The sequence below is a fragment of the Stenotrophomonas oahuensis genome (genome assembly GCF_031834595.1).
GTDB lineage: Bacteria > Pseudomonadota > Gammaproteobacteria > Xanthomonadales > Xanthomonadaceae > Stenotrophomonas > Stenotrophomonas oahuensis.
Genome location: NZ_CP115541.1, coordinates 1566455 through 1582500 on the forward strand (window position 1 = coordinate 1566455; position 16046 = coordinate 1582500).

Annotated in this window: 13 protein-coding genes and 2 rRNA genes (1 of these 15 cut by a window edge); 7 read left to right on the top strand and 8 right to left on the bottom strand. The window is 64.6% G+C overall.

Annotated elements, in window-relative coordinates:
• Positions 1-305: 305 nt before the first annotated feature.
• Together glyS and glyQ are read right to left on the bottom strand one after the other, a co-directional pair.
• A complete protein-coding gene (glyS, locus tag PDM29_RS06820) occupies positions 306-2402 on the bottom strand; it encodes a glycine--tRNA ligase subunit beta (protein WP_311193111.1) in 2097 nt (698 codons plus the stop codon).
• The gene (gene glyQ, locus PDM29_RS06825; protein WP_125359410.1) at positions 2399-3310 is read right to left on the bottom strand and encodes a glycine--tRNA ligase subunit alpha; all 912 of its coding nucleotides are present in this window, start codon (positions 3308-3310) and stop codon (positions 2399-2401) included. The genes glyS and glyQ overlap by 4 nt, the downstream gene beginning before the upstream one ends.
• 45 nt (positions 3311-3355) lie before the next feature.
• Between glyQ and PDM29_RS06830 the strand changes: the two genes are divergently transcribed.
• The 3 genes from PDM29_RS06830 (at position 3356) to PDM29_RS06840 (ending at position 7013) form a co-directional block, all read left to right on the top strand.
• The gene (locus tag PDM29_RS06830; RefSeq protein WP_311193112.1) at positions 3356-5215 is read left to right on the top strand and encodes a GspE/PulE family protein; all 1860 of its coding nucleotides are present in this window, start codon (positions 3356-3358) and stop codon (positions 5213-5215) included.
• Entirely contained in the window at positions 5187-5969 is a 783-nt protein-coding gene (locus PDM29_RS06835; protein WP_311193113.1) for a glutamine amidotransferase, read from the top strand. Before PDM29_RS06830 ends, PDM29_RS06835 begins: the two co-directional genes overlap by 29 nt.
• A gap of 132 nt (positions 5970-6101) precedes the next feature.
• The gene (locus tag PDM29_RS06840; protein WP_311193114.1) at positions 6102-7013 is read left to right on the top strand and encodes a BPSS1780 family membrane protein; all 912 of its coding nucleotides are present in this window, start codon (positions 6102-6104) and stop codon (positions 7011-7013) included.
• A 69-nt stretch (positions 7014-7082) separates the two neighbouring features.
• Here PDM29_RS06840 and tatC read toward each other — a convergent pair whose 3' ends face one another.
• From tatC to PDM29_RS06860, 4 genes are all read right to left on the bottom strand, one after another.
• Positions 7083-7826, bottom strand: a complete 744-nt coding sequence (gene tatC, locus PDM29_RS06845) for a twin-arginine translocase subunit TatC (RefSeq protein ID WP_311193115.1) — start codon at positions 7824-7826, stop codon at positions 7083-7085.
• On the bottom strand, positions 7823-8335 hold the full coding sequence (gene tatB, locus PDM29_RS06850) for a Sec-independent protein translocase protein TatB (RefSeq protein ID WP_311193116.1): 513 nt from the start codon (positions 8333-8335) through the stop codon (positions 7823-7825). Before tatB ends, tatC begins: the two co-directional genes overlap by 4 nt.
• Positions 8336-8349: 14 nt before the next feature.
• Positions 8350-8577, bottom strand: coding sequence for a Sec-independent protein translocase subunit TatA (tatA, locus tag PDM29_RS06855; protein ID WP_311193117.1), 228 nt, complete (start codon positions 8575-8577; stop codon positions 8350-8352).
• Between the two features lie 74 nt (positions 8578-8651).
• Positions 8652-9545, bottom strand: a complete 894-nt coding sequence (locus tag PDM29_RS06860) for a lipid-binding SYLF domain-containing protein (RefSeq protein WP_311193118.1) — start codon at positions 9543-9545, stop codon at positions 8652-8654.
• Between the two features lie 122 nt (positions 9546-9667).
• On the opposite strand from PDM29_RS06860, the gene hemH reads away from it, so the two are divergent.
• From hemH to PDM29_RS06880, 4 genes are all read left to right on the top strand, one after another.
• Entirely contained in the window at positions 9668-10630 is a 963-nt protein-coding gene (gene hemH / locus PDM29_RS06865) for a ferrochelatase (RefSeq protein ID WP_311193119.1), read from the top strand.
• Positions 10627-11478 (top strand): alpha/beta fold hydrolase, encoded by an 852-nt coding sequence (locus PDM29_RS06870; RefSeq protein WP_311193120.1) that lies wholly within the window; start codon positions 10627-10629, stop codon positions 11476-11478. Before hemH ends, PDM29_RS06870 begins: the two co-directional genes overlap by 4 nt.
• A gap of 200 nt (positions 11479-11678) precedes the next feature.
• On the top strand, positions 11679-12296 hold the full coding sequence (locus PDM29_RS06875) for a hypothetical protein (protein ID WP_311193121.1): 618 nt from the start codon (positions 11679-11681) through the stop codon (positions 12294-12296).
• Between the two features lie 226 nt (positions 12297-12522).
• Positions 12523-13062: a hypothetical protein gene (locus PDM29_RS06880; protein ID WP_311193122.1), complete on the top strand. Its 540-nt coding sequence runs from the start codon at positions 12523-12525 to the stop codon at positions 13060-13062.
• A 312-nt stretch (positions 13063-13374) separates the two neighbouring features.
• Here PDM29_RS06880 and rrf read toward each other — a convergent pair.
• Positions 13375-13489 (bottom strand): 5S ribosomal RNA (rrf, locus tag PDM29_RS06885).
• A 111-nt stretch (positions 13490-13600) separates the two neighbouring features.
• A 23S ribosomal RNA gene (locus PDM29_RS06890) occupies positions 13601-16046 on the bottom strand; it runs 432 nt beyond the window's last position.

The window sequence follows — 16046 nt, forward strand, 5'->3', positions numbered from 1 at the left end:
GACATGCGTCGGTCGATAACGCAGCAGGCGTGGAGCGGGACGACGAAGACGAACAGGAAGCAACAACGGGGGTGGGCATGGGCGGCGGCATTCGCGGAGTTGTGGGGAGGGCACCACCTTCAATGCATGTGCATTGCGTTCGGTGGTGCTGCCCGATACTCGGAAATGCGGGGTGTTTTTCGAATACAACTTCCTATCGAAATTTAGGAATGTGTGGATTGTGCCGGTCAGCGGCCGGCACTACCGGAAAGCAGAATGCCCGGCTTTCGCCGGGCATTCGGTGTGCATCACGACATCGGAAGCGATCAGCTCGACAGATGCTCGATCGCCGCCACGCTGCCCAGGCGGTCGCCCAGACGCTTCAGCAGCGCCAAGCGGTTGCCGCGCAGTGCGGGATCTTCGGCATTCACCATCACGCCGTCGAAGAACGCATCCACCTGCGGACGAAGACGGGCCAGACGCGCCAGCACACTGACGTAATCCTTGTGGTGCAGGCTGGCGTTGCTGTCGTCAATGGCTGCTTCGACCGCTTCGGCCAACTCGCTTTCAGCCGGTTCGGCCAGCAGCGACGGGTCGACCATGCCGGGAATATCGCCCTCGGCCTTGCGCAGGATGTTGCGGATGCGCTTGTTCGCAGCGGCCAGGGCCTCGGCTTCCGGCAATGCGGCGAACGTGCCGATGGCGTCAATGCGACGGTCGAAGTCGTACAGCGAGGCCGGCTTCAGTTCGGCCACCGCATTGAAGTGCGTGGCCGGCACGCCCTTGTCGGCGTAGTAGCCGCGCAGGCGGTCAATGACGAACTCGTACACGTCCTGCGGCAGCGTCTCGGTCTTGCGCTCGGCGCTGGGCTGCACCGCAGCCGGCAGGTGGCCGAAGGCGGCCGCCAGCAGCGCGCGCAGGTCCAGGTCAAACCCGGACTCGATGATCGTGCGCGCCAGGCCCAGCGCATTGCGGCGCAGCGCGAACGGGTCCTTGTTGCCGGTCGGCTTCAGTCCGGCGGCAAAGCCACCGGCCAGGGTGTCCAGACGCTCGGCAATGGCCAGTACCTTGCCCAGCGACGACAACGCGATGTCGTCACCGCCGAAGCGCGGCTGGTAGGCCTCGTCGATGGCCAGCGCCACCTCCGGCGAATCGCCACCGGCCACGGCGTAGTGGCGGCCGGCGATGCCCTGCAGCTCCGGGAACTCGTTGACCATGCGCGACTGCAGGTCGTTCTTGGCCAGCAGCGCGGCGCGCTTGGCCAGCACCGCGTCGGCACCGACCTGCGGGGCGATCAGTTCGGCCAGTGCCACCACACGCTGCACCTTGTCGGCCACTGAACCCAGCTTGGCCTGGTAGGTCACCGTCTTCAGGCCCTCGCCCATCGACTCCAGACCCTGCTTCAGGTCTTCGTCGAAGAAGAACTTGGCGTCGGCGAAGCGCGGACGGATCACGCGCTCGTAGCCCTTGGCCACTTCGGCCACATCCTTGGACTCGATGTTGGCAATGCCGATGAACTTCTCGGTGAGCTTGCCGCTGGCATCCAGCACCGGGAAGAACTTCTGGTTGATCTCCATGGTTTCGATCAGCGCTTCCTGCGGAACTGCCAGGAATTCGCGTTCGAAGCTGCACAGCACCGGGGCCGGCCATTCGACCAGATTGACCACCTGTTCCAGGTTGTCGTCGGTGATTCGCGCCTGGCCGCCGGCCTTGGCCGCCTCAGCGTGGGCGGCGGTGACGATGCGCTCGCGGCGCACGTCGGCATCGACCAGCACGAAGGCCGCTTCCAGCGAGCTCACATAGTCTTCCGGGGTGCTCAGCCACACGGTCTTGTCATGCATGAAGCGATGGCCGCGGCTCATGCGGTCGGCCTTCAGGCCGAGCAGTTCGGCGTTGACCACGTCCTTGCCATGCAGCAGCACCAGCCAGTGCACCGGGCGGGCGAAGCCATAGGCGTGGCTGCCCCAGCGCATCGGCTTGGGAATCGGCATGGCGGCAATCGTTTCGGCCAGGATCTCCGGCAGCAGCGCCGCGGTGCGCGCGCCCGGGGTCACCGAACGGTGCACGAAGCGCTCGCCCTTGGCGTCGGTGGTGCGCTCCAGCGCGCTCCACTCGATTCCGGCCTTGGCGGCAAAGCCCTGCAGCGCCTTGGTCGGCTGACCGTCGGCGTCCAGCGCGATGTTGAGATACGGGCCCAGCACTTCAGCGTGCTGTTCGGGCTGTTCCACGGCCACGCCGGGCAGCAGCACGGCCAGACGGCGCGGCGTCGACAGCGGCTTGGCGTCGCCGCGTTCCACGGTCACGCCACGCTTGGTCAAACCCTCAACCACGCCATCGAAGAAGGCCTGGGCCAGGCCCGGCAGCGCCTTCACCGGCAGTTCTTCGGTACCCAGTTCAATCAGCAGCGGCTGCATCGTGCTCATGCCTGCACCTCCTTGGCCGCCACGGCTTCGAGGCGCTTGGCTTCATACAGTTTGGCCACCGCCTGGGCCAGCGCGCGCACGCGCAGGATGTAGCGCTGGCGCTCGGTGACGCTGATCGCGCGGCGCGCGTCCAGCAGGTTGAACGAGTGGCTGGCCTTGCAGACCTGCTCATACGCGGGCAGCGGCAGGCCGGCCTCGACCAGCATCTGCGCTTCCTTTTCGCACGCGTCGAAACGGTGGAACAGCTCTTCCACGTTGGCGTATTCGAAGTTGTAGGTGCTCTGTTCGACTTCGTTCTGGTGGTAGACGTCGCCGTAGGTCACCGGCGTGCCGTCCGGGCCATAGGTCCAGACCAGGTCATACACGTTGTCGCAGTTCTGCAGGTACATGCACAGGCGTTCCAGACCGTAGGTGATCTCGCCCAGCACCGGCTTGCACTCCAGGCCACCGGCCTGCTGGAAGTAGGTGAACTGGGTCACCTCCATGCCGTTGAGCCAGACTTCCCAGCCTAGGCCCCAGGCACCCAGGGTCGGCGATTCCCAGTTGTCTTCGACAAAGCGAAGGTCATGCACCAGCGGGTCGATGCCCAGCGCCTTGAGCGAATCCAGGTACAGCTGCTGGATGTTGTCCGGGCTCGGCTTCATCGCCACCTGGTACTGGTAGTAGCGCTGCAGACGGTTGGGGTTTTCGCCGTAGCGGCCGTCGGTGGGGCGGCGCGAAGGCTGCACATAGGCGGCATTCCAGCTTTCCGGACCGATCGAGCGCAGGAAGGTGGCCGGGTGGAAGGTGCCGGCCCCGACCTCCAGGTCCAGCGGCTGGATCAGCACGCAGCCCTGCTGCGCCCAGTACTGGTTGAGGGTCTGGATGAGGCCCTGGAACGTGATCGGAACGGTCTTCGTGGCGGACATGCGGCGGATTCTTGCCTGCAAAGGGGGTGCGCTAGTATAGCGATCATGGATCATCGCCCATCGGTACCGCCCCTTCCCGCCGGCCTGGCCGGGTCCGCTCCCACTCCGGAACGGGTGCCGCTGCCGCCGGGCCGGCTGGGCTTTGACCAGGTGGCCGCCGCGCTGGTGGCCGACGGCCTGGTCGCCGAGCACGACCAGGATCGGATCCGCTTTTCCGCCCACGGCGCGCGCAATGCCAGCGAGGTCCATCCGCTGGTGCTGCTGGCCAACCTGAAGCTGGCCGCGACCGGCGGCGGCGAACTGGGCCTGGAACGGCTGACCGAATGGCTGGCCGAACGCACCGGCACCCGCTACCTGCGCATCGACCCGACCCGGGTGGACGTGCCGGCGGTAACCGCGCTGGTGTCCCACGCCTATGCGCGCCGCCACCGCTTCCTGCCGCTGGCGGCCAACGCCGAACGGGTGCTGGTGGCCACCAGTGAGCCGCTGGCGCATGAGTGGCTGCGCGACCTGCAGCACCTGACCCGCCGCCAGATCGAACTGGCTACGGTCAATCCGCTGGACCTGCACCGCTACACCATGGAGTTCTTCGGGGTGACGCACTCGGTGCGCGGTGCGCGCGGCGACGCCCGCTCCGACACCAACGGCACCCTGCCCAGCTTCGAGCAGCTGGTGGAACTGGGCCGGGCCGGCGACGTCAATGCCGACGACCACCACATCGTGCATATCGTCGACTGGCTGCTGCAGTACGCCTACGAACAGCGCGCCTCGGACATCCACCTGGAACCGCGCCGTGACATGGGCCGCATGCGTTTCCGCATCGACGGCGTGCTGCACAAGGTGTTCGAGGTGCCGCCGGCGGTGATGACCGCCGTGGTCAGCCGGATCAAGGTGCTGGGCCGCATGGACCTGGCCGAGCGCCGCCGCCCGCAGGACGGCCGCATCAAGACCCGCTCGCCGGGTGGGCGCGAAGTGGAAATGCGCCTGTCGACCATGCCCACCGCCTTTGGCGAGAAGTGCGTGATGCGCATCTTCGACCCGGATGCGGCGTTCAAGAGCATCGACCAGCTCGGTTTCAGCCCGGAAGAAGCCGCTGGCTGGACCGCGCTGGTGGAGCGCCCGCACGGCATCGTGCTGGTCACCGGCCCGACCGGTTCGGGCAAGACCACCACCCTGTATTCCACCCTGAAGCGACTGGCCACCCCGGACGTGAACGTGTGCACGGTGGAAGACCCGATCGAAATGATCGCGCCGGAATTCAACCAGATGCAGGTGCAGACCAACATCGACCTGGATTTCGCCGCCGGCGTGCGCACCCTGCTGCGACAGGACCCGGACATCATCATGATCGGCGAAATCCGCGACCTGGAAACGGCGCAGATGGCGGTGCAGGCCTCGCTGACCGGCCACCTGGTGCTGTCCACCCTGCACACCAACGATGCACCCTCGGCGATCACCCGCCTGCTCGACCTGGGCGTGCCGCACTACCTGATCGCCTCGACCGTGAACGGCATCCTGGCCCAGCGCCTGGTCCGCACCCTGTGCCCGCACTGCAAGGTGCCCAAGCCGCTCACCGACGCGCAATGGGCCGCCCTGGCTGATGCCAATGAAGCATTACCAGAGTCACCCACGCCATATGCACCGGCTGGCTGCATCGACTGCCGGCGCACTGGTTACCTGGGGCGGGTCGGCCTGTATGAGTTGCTGCCATTGGGTTCGCGGCTGCGCGGGCTGATCCGGGCGGACATGGATCTGGCCGGTTTCAGCCGTGCCGCGCGTGCTGAAGGGTTGCGAACCCTGCGCCGCGCGGGGCTTGAAAAGGTGGCGGCAGGGCTGACTACAATCGAGGAAGTCCTGTCTGTGCTGCCTCCCCCGGATGAACCACGCGCCCTTCCTGATTCTTGAAACCGGCCAACCGGTCGCCTCGCTGCGCCGGTACGGGCGTTTTCCGCACTGGATCCGGGTCGCGGCCGGGCTGGAAGCCGATGAAACCGTGGTGGTGGACGTCGAGCACGGCGGCCAGCTGCCCGACCCGGCCGGTTTTGCCGGGGTGATCGTCACAGGCTCGGCAGCCTACGTCACCGACCGCGCCGACTGGAGCGAACGCAGCGCGCAGTGGCTGCGCGACGCCGCCCATGACGGCCGCCCGGTATTCGGCATCTGCTACGGCCACCAGCTGCTGGCGCACGCGCTGGGCGGCGAGGTGGCCTACAACCCGGCCGGGCGCGAGTCCGGCACCATCGAACTGGCACTGGACCCTGCTGCGGTGGACGACCCGCTGTTTGCCGGGCTGCCGGCGCATTTCCCGGCTCACGCCACCCACCTGCAGACCGTGCTGCGCGCACCGGAAGGCGCGGCCATCCTGGCGCGTTCGGCGCAGGACAACTGCCACGCTTTCCGCTGGGGCCAGCAGGCCTGGGGCGTGCAGTTCCACCCCGAGTTTGCCACCCACCACATGCGCGGCTACGTACGCGCCCGCGCCGAGTGCATCCGCAGCCACGGCGGCTGCGCCCGCACCGTGGCCCGCGGGGTCAGCGCCGCGCCGCTGGCCCGCCAGCTGCTGCGCCGCTTCGTGCGCCAGGCGCGGCGGATGGAGCACGACACGCATGGCGTGTCGCTACGCACCCGGTCGGCCCACCATGATCGGCCGACCGCATAGCGTAGTGACGGGCCATGCCCGTCAACGCGCACCCTGATCAACCGTTCCATCTTCAGGTGGCGCGCACATAAAACAGGGATAATCGAGCCAGCACGGGGCCTGCGGCCCCTACTCCCCCTGTTCCGGATTGGTATGAGAGACATTCGCAAGCTGCCCGCCTCGGCGGGTGCCCAGTGGCTGCTGGACACATTCACGCTGTACCGCCGTGCACCGCTGCAGCTGGCCGTGCTGGGGATCATCGGCATGCTGGTCAGTTCGTTGATCGCCATCGTCTCGCAGGCACTGCCGGGCTGGCTGAGTCTGCTCGGGCAACTGCTGTCGGTGGCAGTGGGGCCGATCCTGTTCGGCGGCATGCTGTGGGCGGTGAGTGAGATCGACCAGGGCCACCGCGCCCAGCCGGCTCACCTGCTGCAGCCGATCCGCGACCGCCGGGTGAGTCATCTGCTGGTTCCGCTGGCGATCCAGATGGTCACCATTCTGGCCCTGGGAGCACTGCTGTTCCTGATGATCGGCAGCGACGGGCTGAACGCCATCGGCGAGGCCACCCGCAATCTGCAGGTCCTGCAGCAGTCGGGCACCGCGCCCAGCAACGAACAGGTGCTCGCGGTGTTCGACCCGGTCCCGGTGAAGCGCGTGCTGCTGTGGATCGCCTTGGTATGTGCGGTGTTCGTCGCGCTCAGCATGGCCATGTTCACCCAGCCTGCGCTGGTGATGTTCGACCGTCAGAGCGGCATGCACGCGCTGCGCATGAGCCTGCAGGGCTGCATCGAGAACTTCGGTGCCATGACGGTGTTCATGCTGCTCGGCCTGGTGGCCATGCTGTGCATCTACTTCCTGGTGGCGATCCTGATGCAGATCGCCCTGCTGATCGGCGGAGCCGCCGCAGCCACCGCCCTGATGCAGCTGGTGGTCACCACGGTGATCATGCCGTTGTACGTGGGCGCGGTGTACGCGTCCTGGAAGCAGATGTTCGCCCACCGCACCCGCGGCAATCCGCCGCCAGTGCCGCCCTCGAACGGCCCGAACAACATCTTCGCGGCGTAATCAGACGTAGAGCCACGCCCTGCGTGGCTGCGCGGTGCCGCCTTGGTCGAAGCCACGCAGGGCGTGGCTCTACGCGGTTTCCGCCTTGTTCTTGGGCACCAGCCACCTGGCCGCATGAATGCCCAGCTCATAAAGCAGGCACATCGGAATGGCCAGCATCAGCTGCGACACCACGTCCGGCGGCGTCAGCACCGCCGCCAGCACGAAGATGCCGACAATCGCGTAGCCACGGCCTTCCTTGAACTGCTCGGGGGTGATCCAGCCCAGCAGGGTCAGAATCACCATCGCCACCGGCAGCTCGAAACTGCTGCCGAAGGCGAAGAAGATCGCCAGCACGAAATCCAGGTACGCATTCGCATCCGGGGTGATCGCAATCACCTCCGGGCGGAAGGTGGTCAGGAAGTGGAATACCGCCGGCAGCACCAGGAAGTACGCAAACGCGCAGCCGATGTAGAACAGCAGCACCGACGAAACCAGCAACGGCACCGCCAGGCGCTTTTCACGCGCATACAGGCCCGGAGCCACGAACGACCACAGCTGGAACAGCAGCCACGGCACCGCGATGAACAGCGCCACGAAGAACGTCAGCTTCAGTGGCGCGAAGAACGCGCCAGCCGGGTTGGTGGCAATCATCGACTGCCCGTTCGGCAGCTGTGAGATCAACGGTTCGGCCAGCCAGGTGTAGATCTGCCGCGAGAACGGCATCAGCCCCAGCAGAATCACGCCCAGGCCGATCAACCCACGCATCAACCGCGCGCGCAGTTCGATCAGGTGTTCCACCAGCCCGCTTTCGGGGGCCTGCTGATCGCTCATGGCTTGCCCTCCGGCACGGTATCCGTGGGTGGCACGGGTGCCGGGTCGCGCGGCGAACCGCCGTCGATGCCCGGCGGGGCCATCGCATCGCGCTGCGGTTCCGGGTCCGGCGTGTCAGGCGTGTCAGGCGTGGCCGGCACCACATGCTGGGCCACGCTGGCCGGCGAATCCGGAGCCGGGCCGGTCATCAGCGGTTCTTCCGCGCTGCCCGGATCGGTGCGCGCCACATCGCGCTGCAGCTCCTCGGCCTGCCGACGCGCGGCTTCGCCACTGGCGCGCAGCTGTGCTTCGGTGTCCTGCACCGATTGCTGCGCCTCGCGGAACTGCCGTTTGATCTCATCGGCGTGCAGTTCGCGTTCCAGCTCCTGCTTCACCGAATCCCACTGGTTGCGGGCACGACGCACCCACAGCCCGGCAAACCGCGCTGCCTTGGGCAGGCGTTCCGGGCCCAGCACCACCAGAGCGACCACTGCGATCAGCAGCAGTTCGCTGAAGCCGATATCGAACACGCCAGATCGTCCGGTCAGCGACGGTCGCGGTCGTGCTCGTTCTGCGAGGACGTCGTCGAATCGGAGTTGCGCGACTGGTCATTCAGCTGCGCAGGCGGCGCGTCTTCATCGCGCATGCCCTTCTTGAATTCCTTGACCGCACTGCCAAGGTCCTTGGCACCGCTGGTCAGCTTCTTGGTGCCGAACACCAGAAGCACGATCACCAGCACTACCACCCAATGCCACAAGCTCATACTGCCCATGTGCTGCTCGCGTACCTAGTCAACAGAGGGTTGAGCATAGCGCACCGCCACTACGACGGCGCGCGTGACGAAAGTCAGTTGCCGCCGTCCAGCGTTTCGGTGCGGATTTCACCCTCACCCACCGGCTGGAAGCCCTGCTGGGCCGCGGGCTGCGCCGGAACCGCCTGCAGCGGCGCGGTGGTGGCTTCCGTGGTGCCCTGTTCAGCCGGCGGCAGCGCCGGCGCGCCGGTGGTGGCCGGTGCCGCACGCGGGGCAGGCGCAGCGCCGGCGGTGCCACGGTTGGCACGGGCTGAATAGGTGGCCTCTTCCAGGCGGTCACGGAAGGCAACCACGTCCATCGACGGCGACTCGCCGACCCGGCCTTCGAAGATCATGCGCGGGGTGGTGCTGCTGCCGTAGGCATCCAGGTTGGCTTCGTCGTCGATCTGCAGAATGGCACCGTCCAGCGCCACGCCGGCGAACAGCCCGCGCGCGCGCGACCAGGACCAGATTTCTGCCTTCAACTGACCGTCGGTGGCGGCGGCGGCATTGCGGCCAACGGGACCGGCGGCGACGCCGGCATCTGCGCCAAGAGTGAACTTGCCGTTGACCAGGTTGTCCAGGCTGCGGTCGTTGCGGAACACCAGCACCACGTCGGACGACTGCACGCCGGCCTGGAAGCCGATGCTGCCGCCGGTGAGCTTCATGAACACCGGGTTGGACCAGCTGCCGTCAGGATTCTTGACCGACATCAGGCCATGCCCACGGCGGCCGCCGATCACCAGGCCGGCTTTGATGGTGTCCGGAATCACGACGATGGCGCGGCCTTCGTCGAGCAGTTTGTCCGGGATGCCCTGTTCGGGAATGGACTGGATTTCATTGAGCACGCGCACCGCGTTGCGGGCACGCTGGTCTTCCTGGGGCCCGGCCACGGCCTGGGCCGACAGCAGGCTGGCAGAGATCAACAGGACAAGGCGGATGCGGCGCATGGTGGTCTCCGAAAGCAATCAGACAACGGTAGGTGCCCACGCAAGTGGGCACGCAATACCCGAAATTAGTCAGGTTTCAATGAATCCGCAATGAGTATCCCGGACCTGCGAGAATATCCCTCATGCTCGACGCCCCCCACACCGCTGTGCTGGCGGTCAATCTCGGCACGCCGCAGACCCCCACCGCACCCGCGGTGCGGCGCTATCTGGCTGAGTTTCTCAGCGATCCGCGCGTGGTCTCCATTCCCGCCCTGCTGTGGAAACCGCTGCTGTACGGGCTGATCCTGCCGCTGCGCAGCGGGCGTTCGGCCGCCAAGTACGCGCAGGTGTGGCTGCCCGAGGGTTCCCCGCTGATGGTGTACACACGGCGGCTGGCCGAAGCGATGCAGACCTTGATGCCGGACCTGACCGTGCGCCACGCCATGCGCTACGGCGCACCGGCGCTGACCACCGAGCTCGACCGGCTGGCTGCTGAAGGCGTACGCCGCGTCGTGGTGCTGCCGCTGTACCCGCAGTACTCCACCACCACCACCGCGTCGATCGAAGATCAGCTGCGGCAGTGGCAGCCGCGCCATCCGGGCGTCACCGTCACCTTGGTGCGTGATTACGCGGTGGACCCGCAGTGGGTGGACGCGGTCGCCGGCAGCATCCGTGCCTGGTGGGACCAGCACGGGCGTGGCGACAAGTTGCTGTTCTCGTTCCATGGTATTCCGCAGCGGTTGGCCGACGCGGGCGATCCCTATCCGCAACGCTGCGAAGCCAGTGCGCAGGCCATTGCCGACGCGCTGGGACTGGCTGCTGGCAAGTGGCAGCTGGCCTACCAATCGCGTTTCGGGCGCGAAAAGTGGCTGCAGCCCTATGCCGAACCGACGCTGTGGGCGCTGGCGGAAGCAGGCACGAAGCAGATCGACGTGGTCTGCCCCGGGTTTGCCACCGACTGCCTGGAGACCCTGGAAGAGGTTGCCATGGGGTTCACCGAAACCGTCGCCGAGCGCGGCGCGCAGATGCGCTACATCCCTTGCCTGAATGATGCGCCGGCGCACGCGCTGGCCCTTTCGCGGCTGAGCGTGGCGGCGCTGGCATGATCCTGCAACCGTTCGCTCTGTCGCTGGCCACCACCACGGTGGCCGGACTACGCTCGGAACATCGCGACGCGCCACGGGTGCTGGCGCTGCATGGCTGGCTCGATAACGCGGCCAGCTTCGTCCCACTGGCCGCGCACCTGCCGGCACTGGATCTGGTCGCCATCGACCTGCCGGGGCATGGCCATAGCGCGCACCTGCCACCGGGCACGCAGTACAACACCCCCGGTGCGATCTGCCACGTACTGGACGTCGCCGACGCGCTGGGCTGGGACCGCTTCACCCTGCTCGGTCATTCGATGGGGGCCGGCATCGCCAGCCTCACTGCCGCAGCGGCTCCCGAACGCGTCGAGCGTTTGATCGCCATTGAGGCGCTGGGTGGGCTGCGCGGGCCGGAAGAAGAAACCGCCAGTCGTCTGCGCGAGCATGTGCAGGCTGCGCGCCGGTTGGGCGACAAGCGTCTGCGGGTGTTCGCGGATCTCGCCGCGCCGATCCGCGCCCGCATGATGGCCAACCAGCTCAGCGAGCCGTGCGCACGCCTGCTGGTGGAACGCGGGGTGATGCCGGTGGAAGGTGGCTACAGCTGGTGCAGCGACCCGCGGCTGATGTTGCCTACCGCATTGCGGATGAGCGAAGCGCAGATCGACAACCTGCTGGCCGCGATCGAATGTCCGACCCAGGTGGTGTACGCCAGTCCGGCGCAGTCCTATTACCCCGAGCCGCTTCGCAGCGAGCGGTTGCGGCTGCTGCGTGATGGGCGTTCGGCGGTGTTCCCGGGTACGCACCATCTGCACATGGAGCATCCCGGGACCGTGGCGGCGGTGATCACGGGTTTCCTGCAGGGCCAGTGACGCATCTGGTCCCGTAGGCCGGGTTTAAGGAGTCACTGTAAGTCGCAGGTGACCCGCAAGCATCAAAGCGAGACGCAGGTCGTGGTGCAGGCGAGGTCGTGTCTGTTTAGTGGCGGGTTCCGACAACCATGGTTGTCCTTTCCTGCGAGCGCCTCATGCCCGGTCCTTCCCCTTCTGTTACCTGCGCCGTGGCGGGCTCTGTGTCCGCCAGGGTGGGCCGCCCAGACCGCCCTGCAAGCTGCCCAGCCCGCGTTGTCAGCGGCGCACTTGACCAGATCAGCAACAGCGCCGACGCCGTCGTTCCACGTCCCACCACCCCGCTACTGGATGCGGCGTGGTCAGGTGTCATCACCGGCTGGCTGACCCATGCCGCCACCGCGATGCGCGATGCGCCTGGCCTACCGCGCGTGGGCGTGCCCACGCTCTATCTTTGGCGGGCCTACAAGGCGGCCGCCTGGCACGTGCTCCCGAGCACGCTGACCCTGCTGCTGGAGTCGGAACACCTGTGTCGGTTGTTCGGGTTGGATGCGCCATTGCCGGATACGGTGTGTGCGCCACTGTTGGACGCAGTGCGGGGCGAGATGGCGCGCGCCGCTGCCGCCGGCAGCCCATTGCAGCAGGATGGCGAAGCACTGATGCGCTTCCTCGAAGGCTGCATGCAGCAACCGGCCAGGGAAGTGCTGGCGAACCCCTTGCTGCGGCCGTTGTTCGACGCATTGCATGAGGTCGCATTGAGAAAGCCTGCGCTGACCCATGTGGGGAACGTCGCAGATCCTGCCGCAACGTCGGTAACCGAGGGTCGTCGCGTTGCGCATTGAACCCGTGGCCATCTGCACGGTGGTGGTGCCGCGCCCGGCGAGCGCACCGCCCCGACTCGAGGACGCATCGCTGGTCGAGGTCCGCAATGGGCCATCCCCGATGCGCTTACCTTTGCCCGACACGGAGGATCTTCGGATGCCGGCGTTAGGTGGCGATAGCGTACGCTTGCGGCGGGTCTCCGCGCCTGAAGCGGCCGTCATCGGCGAGCACCTGGTCTGTTACGGAGTGCACAACCCGCCCTCGCCGCAGGCCGTGCTGGCGGACCATGGCACCCATCTGAAGTCGGAATGGCTTCGGCTGCTCGATCACTGGACCTGCTGCGCTGCCAACAGCCTTCGCCAGGATGCTGTCGCCCTGCAGGCGCAGGGCGGCGAGGCTCCCGCCTCGTGGGCGGCTTACCTGGTGGCGGCGCGGTGTCTGTTACAGGGTGAACTGGGGCAGGTGCTGGATTCGCCGTGGTGTGGCAGCCTGCTGCGGCTGGATGCTCCGTTACCGCCTTCGCTCAGAAGCGCATTACTCCACGCACTCGATCTGCAGATCCACGCAGGCGGCGTGCTGGATGATGCCGGCCGGGCGCGCGCCAATGAGGTGCTTGAGGAGTTGTATCCCGCGCTGCAGGGGCCGGCATTGGAGGCGATGCGGCACACGCTGCTGGCCCATCTGTTTGCTTCCCTGCACAGGCAGGCGATTGCCGAGAACACTGCGGGCACGGAGTTCCGGGTCATACATCTTCATGTGTCACCGGCGGATCTGGTCGGTGATTGATTGCCTGGGCGCGTGGCGACGCGTTCATCGGTGCGGTGTATCAGCGCTACGGTGACGCGGGTCGCACGACAGTCGACCGCCGATGGTGTGTCCGCGTTCGGTGGGGCATGACCCGGATCGGAGAGAACGCGAGACGTCACGCGTTCGATGGCGCGGGTCCATGCGTTATAGCGATCACCCAGGTTATCGGCCGTCGTCTTGCGACCGACGCTACCAATCGCAAACATCCCAGCCAAACCAGCAACCGGTTATTCCGGCGTTCGCGCACAAAGAAAAACCCCGCTGCGTGAGCAGCGGGGTTTTGGGTGTAAACCCTGGCGATGACCTACTCTCGCATGGCTTGAGCCACACTACCATCGGCGCAGCTGCGTTTCACTTCCGAGTTCGGGATGGGATCGGGTGGTTCCACAGCGCTAATTTCACCAGGGAGACGGTTGGAGCAGCGCTATCAGCGCCTGTCTCGCATAGTTCTTGTGACGTAGCGTGCACTTGGATGCTCTTACGACGTTGTCGTAAAGCCAAGGCAACTTGAGGTTATATGGTCAAGCCACACGGATCATTAGTATCAGTTAGCTCAATGCATTGCTGCACTTACACACCTGACCTATCAACCACATAGTCTATATGGTTCCTTCAGGGGGCTTGTGCCCCGGGAGATCTCATCTTGAGGCGCGCTTCCCGCTTAGATGCTTTCAGCGGTTATCGCTTCCGAACATAGCTACCCGGCAATGCCACTGGCGTGACAACCGGAACACCAGAGGTTCGTCCACTCCGGTCCTCTCGTACTAGGAGCAGCCCCTCTCAAATCTCCAACGCCCATGGCAGATAGGGACCGAACTGTCTCACGACGTTCTGAACCCAGCTCGCGTACCACTTTAAATGGCGAACAGCCATACCCTTGGGACCGACTACAGCCCCAGGATGTGATGAGCCGACATCGAGGTGCCAAACACCGCCGTCGATATGAACTCTTGGGCGGTATCAGCCTGTTATCCCCGGAGTACCTTTTATCCGTTGAGCGATGGCCCTTCCATACAGAACCACCGGATCACTAAGTCCTAGTTTCCTACCTGCTTGATCCGTCGATCTTGCAGTCAAGCACGCTTATGCCTTTGCACACAGTGCGCGATGTCCGACCGCGCTGAGCGTACCTTCGAGCTCCTCCGTTACTCTTTAGGAGGAGACCGCCCCAGTCAAACTACCCACCATACACGGTCCCCGACCCAGATAATGGGCCCAGGTTAGAACGTCAAGCACGACAGGGTGGTATTTCAAGGATGGCTCCACTGCAGCTAGCGCCACAGTTTCATAGCCTCCCACCTATCCTACACAGACGAACTCAACGTTCAGTGTAAAGCTATAGTAAAGGTTCACGGGGTCTTTCCGTCTTGCCACGGGAACGCTGCATCTTCACAGCGATTTCAATTTCACTGAGTCTCGGGTGGAGACAGCGCCGCTGTCGTTACGCCATTCGTGCAGGTCGGAACTTACCCGACAAGGAATTTCGCTACCTTAGGACCGTTATAGTTACGGCCGCCGTTTACTGGGGCTTCGATCAAGAGCTTCGCCTTGCGGCTGACCCCATCAATTAACCTTCCAGCACCGGGCAGGCGTCACACCCTATACGTCCACTTTCGTGTTTGCAGAGTGCTGTGTTTTTGATAAACAGTCGCAGCGGCCTGGTTACTGCGGCCCTCTTCAGCTATAGCTCGCATGAGCCACCAAAAAGGGCGCACCTTCTCCCGAAGTTACGGTGCCATGTTGCCTAGTTCCTTCACCCGAGTTCTCTCAAGCGCCTGAGAATTCTCATCCTACCCACCTGTGTCGGTTTACGGTACGGTCTGCGTAAGCTGAAGCTTAGGAGCTTTTCCTGGAAGCGTGGTATCAGTGACTTCGTCTTAAAGACTCGTCTCGGTGCTCGGTCTTAAAGGATCCCGGATTTGCCAAAGATCCAAACCTACCGCCTTTCCCCGGGACAACCAACGCCCGGTACACCTAACCTTCTCCGTCCCTCCATCGCACTTACGCGAGGTGCAGGAATATTAACCTGCTTCCCATCGACTACGACTTTCGTCCTCGCCTTAGGGGCCGACTCACCCTGCGCCGATTAACGTTGCGCAAGGAAACCTTGGGCTTTCGGCGTGCGGGTTTTTCACCCGCATTATCGTTACTCATGTCAGCATTCGCACTTCCGATACCTCCAGCGGACTTCTCAATCCACCTTCGCAGGCTTACGGAACGCTCCTCTACCGCGCATAACAAAGTTATGCACCCCAAGCTTCGGTTCACTGCTTAGCCCCGTTAAATCTTCCCCGCAGACCGACTCGACCAGTGAGCTATTACGCTTTCTTTAAAGGGTGGCTGCTTCTAAGCCAACCTCCTGGCTGTCTGTGCCTTTCCACATGGTTTTCCACTTAGCAGTGAATTTGGGACCTTAGCTGTGGGTCTGGGTTGTTTCCCTTTTCACGACGGACGTTAGCACCCGCCGTGTGTCTCCCATACAGTCCGTCTTGGTATTCGGAGTTTGCAATGGTTTGGTAAGTCGCGATGACCCCCTAGCCATAACAGTGCTCTACCCCCAAGAGGATACATATGAGGCGCTACCTAAATAGCTTTCGAGGAGAACCAGCTATCTCCGGGTTCGATTAGCTTTTCACTCCTAATCACACCTCATCCCCTACCTTTGCAACGGGAGTGGGTTCGGGCCTCCAGTGCGTGTTACCGCACCTTCACCCTGGGCATGACTAGATCACCCGGTTTCGGGTCTACTGCCCGCGACTATGCGCCCTTATCAGACTCGGTTTCCCTTCGCCTCCCCTATACGGTTAAGCTTGCCACGAACAGTAAGTCGCTGACCCATTATACAAAAGGTACGCAGTCACTCTTTCGAGCTCCTACTGCTTGTACGCACACGGTTTCAGGATCTATTTCACTCCCCTCTCCGGGGTTCTTTTCGCCTTTCCCTCACGGTACTGGTTCACTAT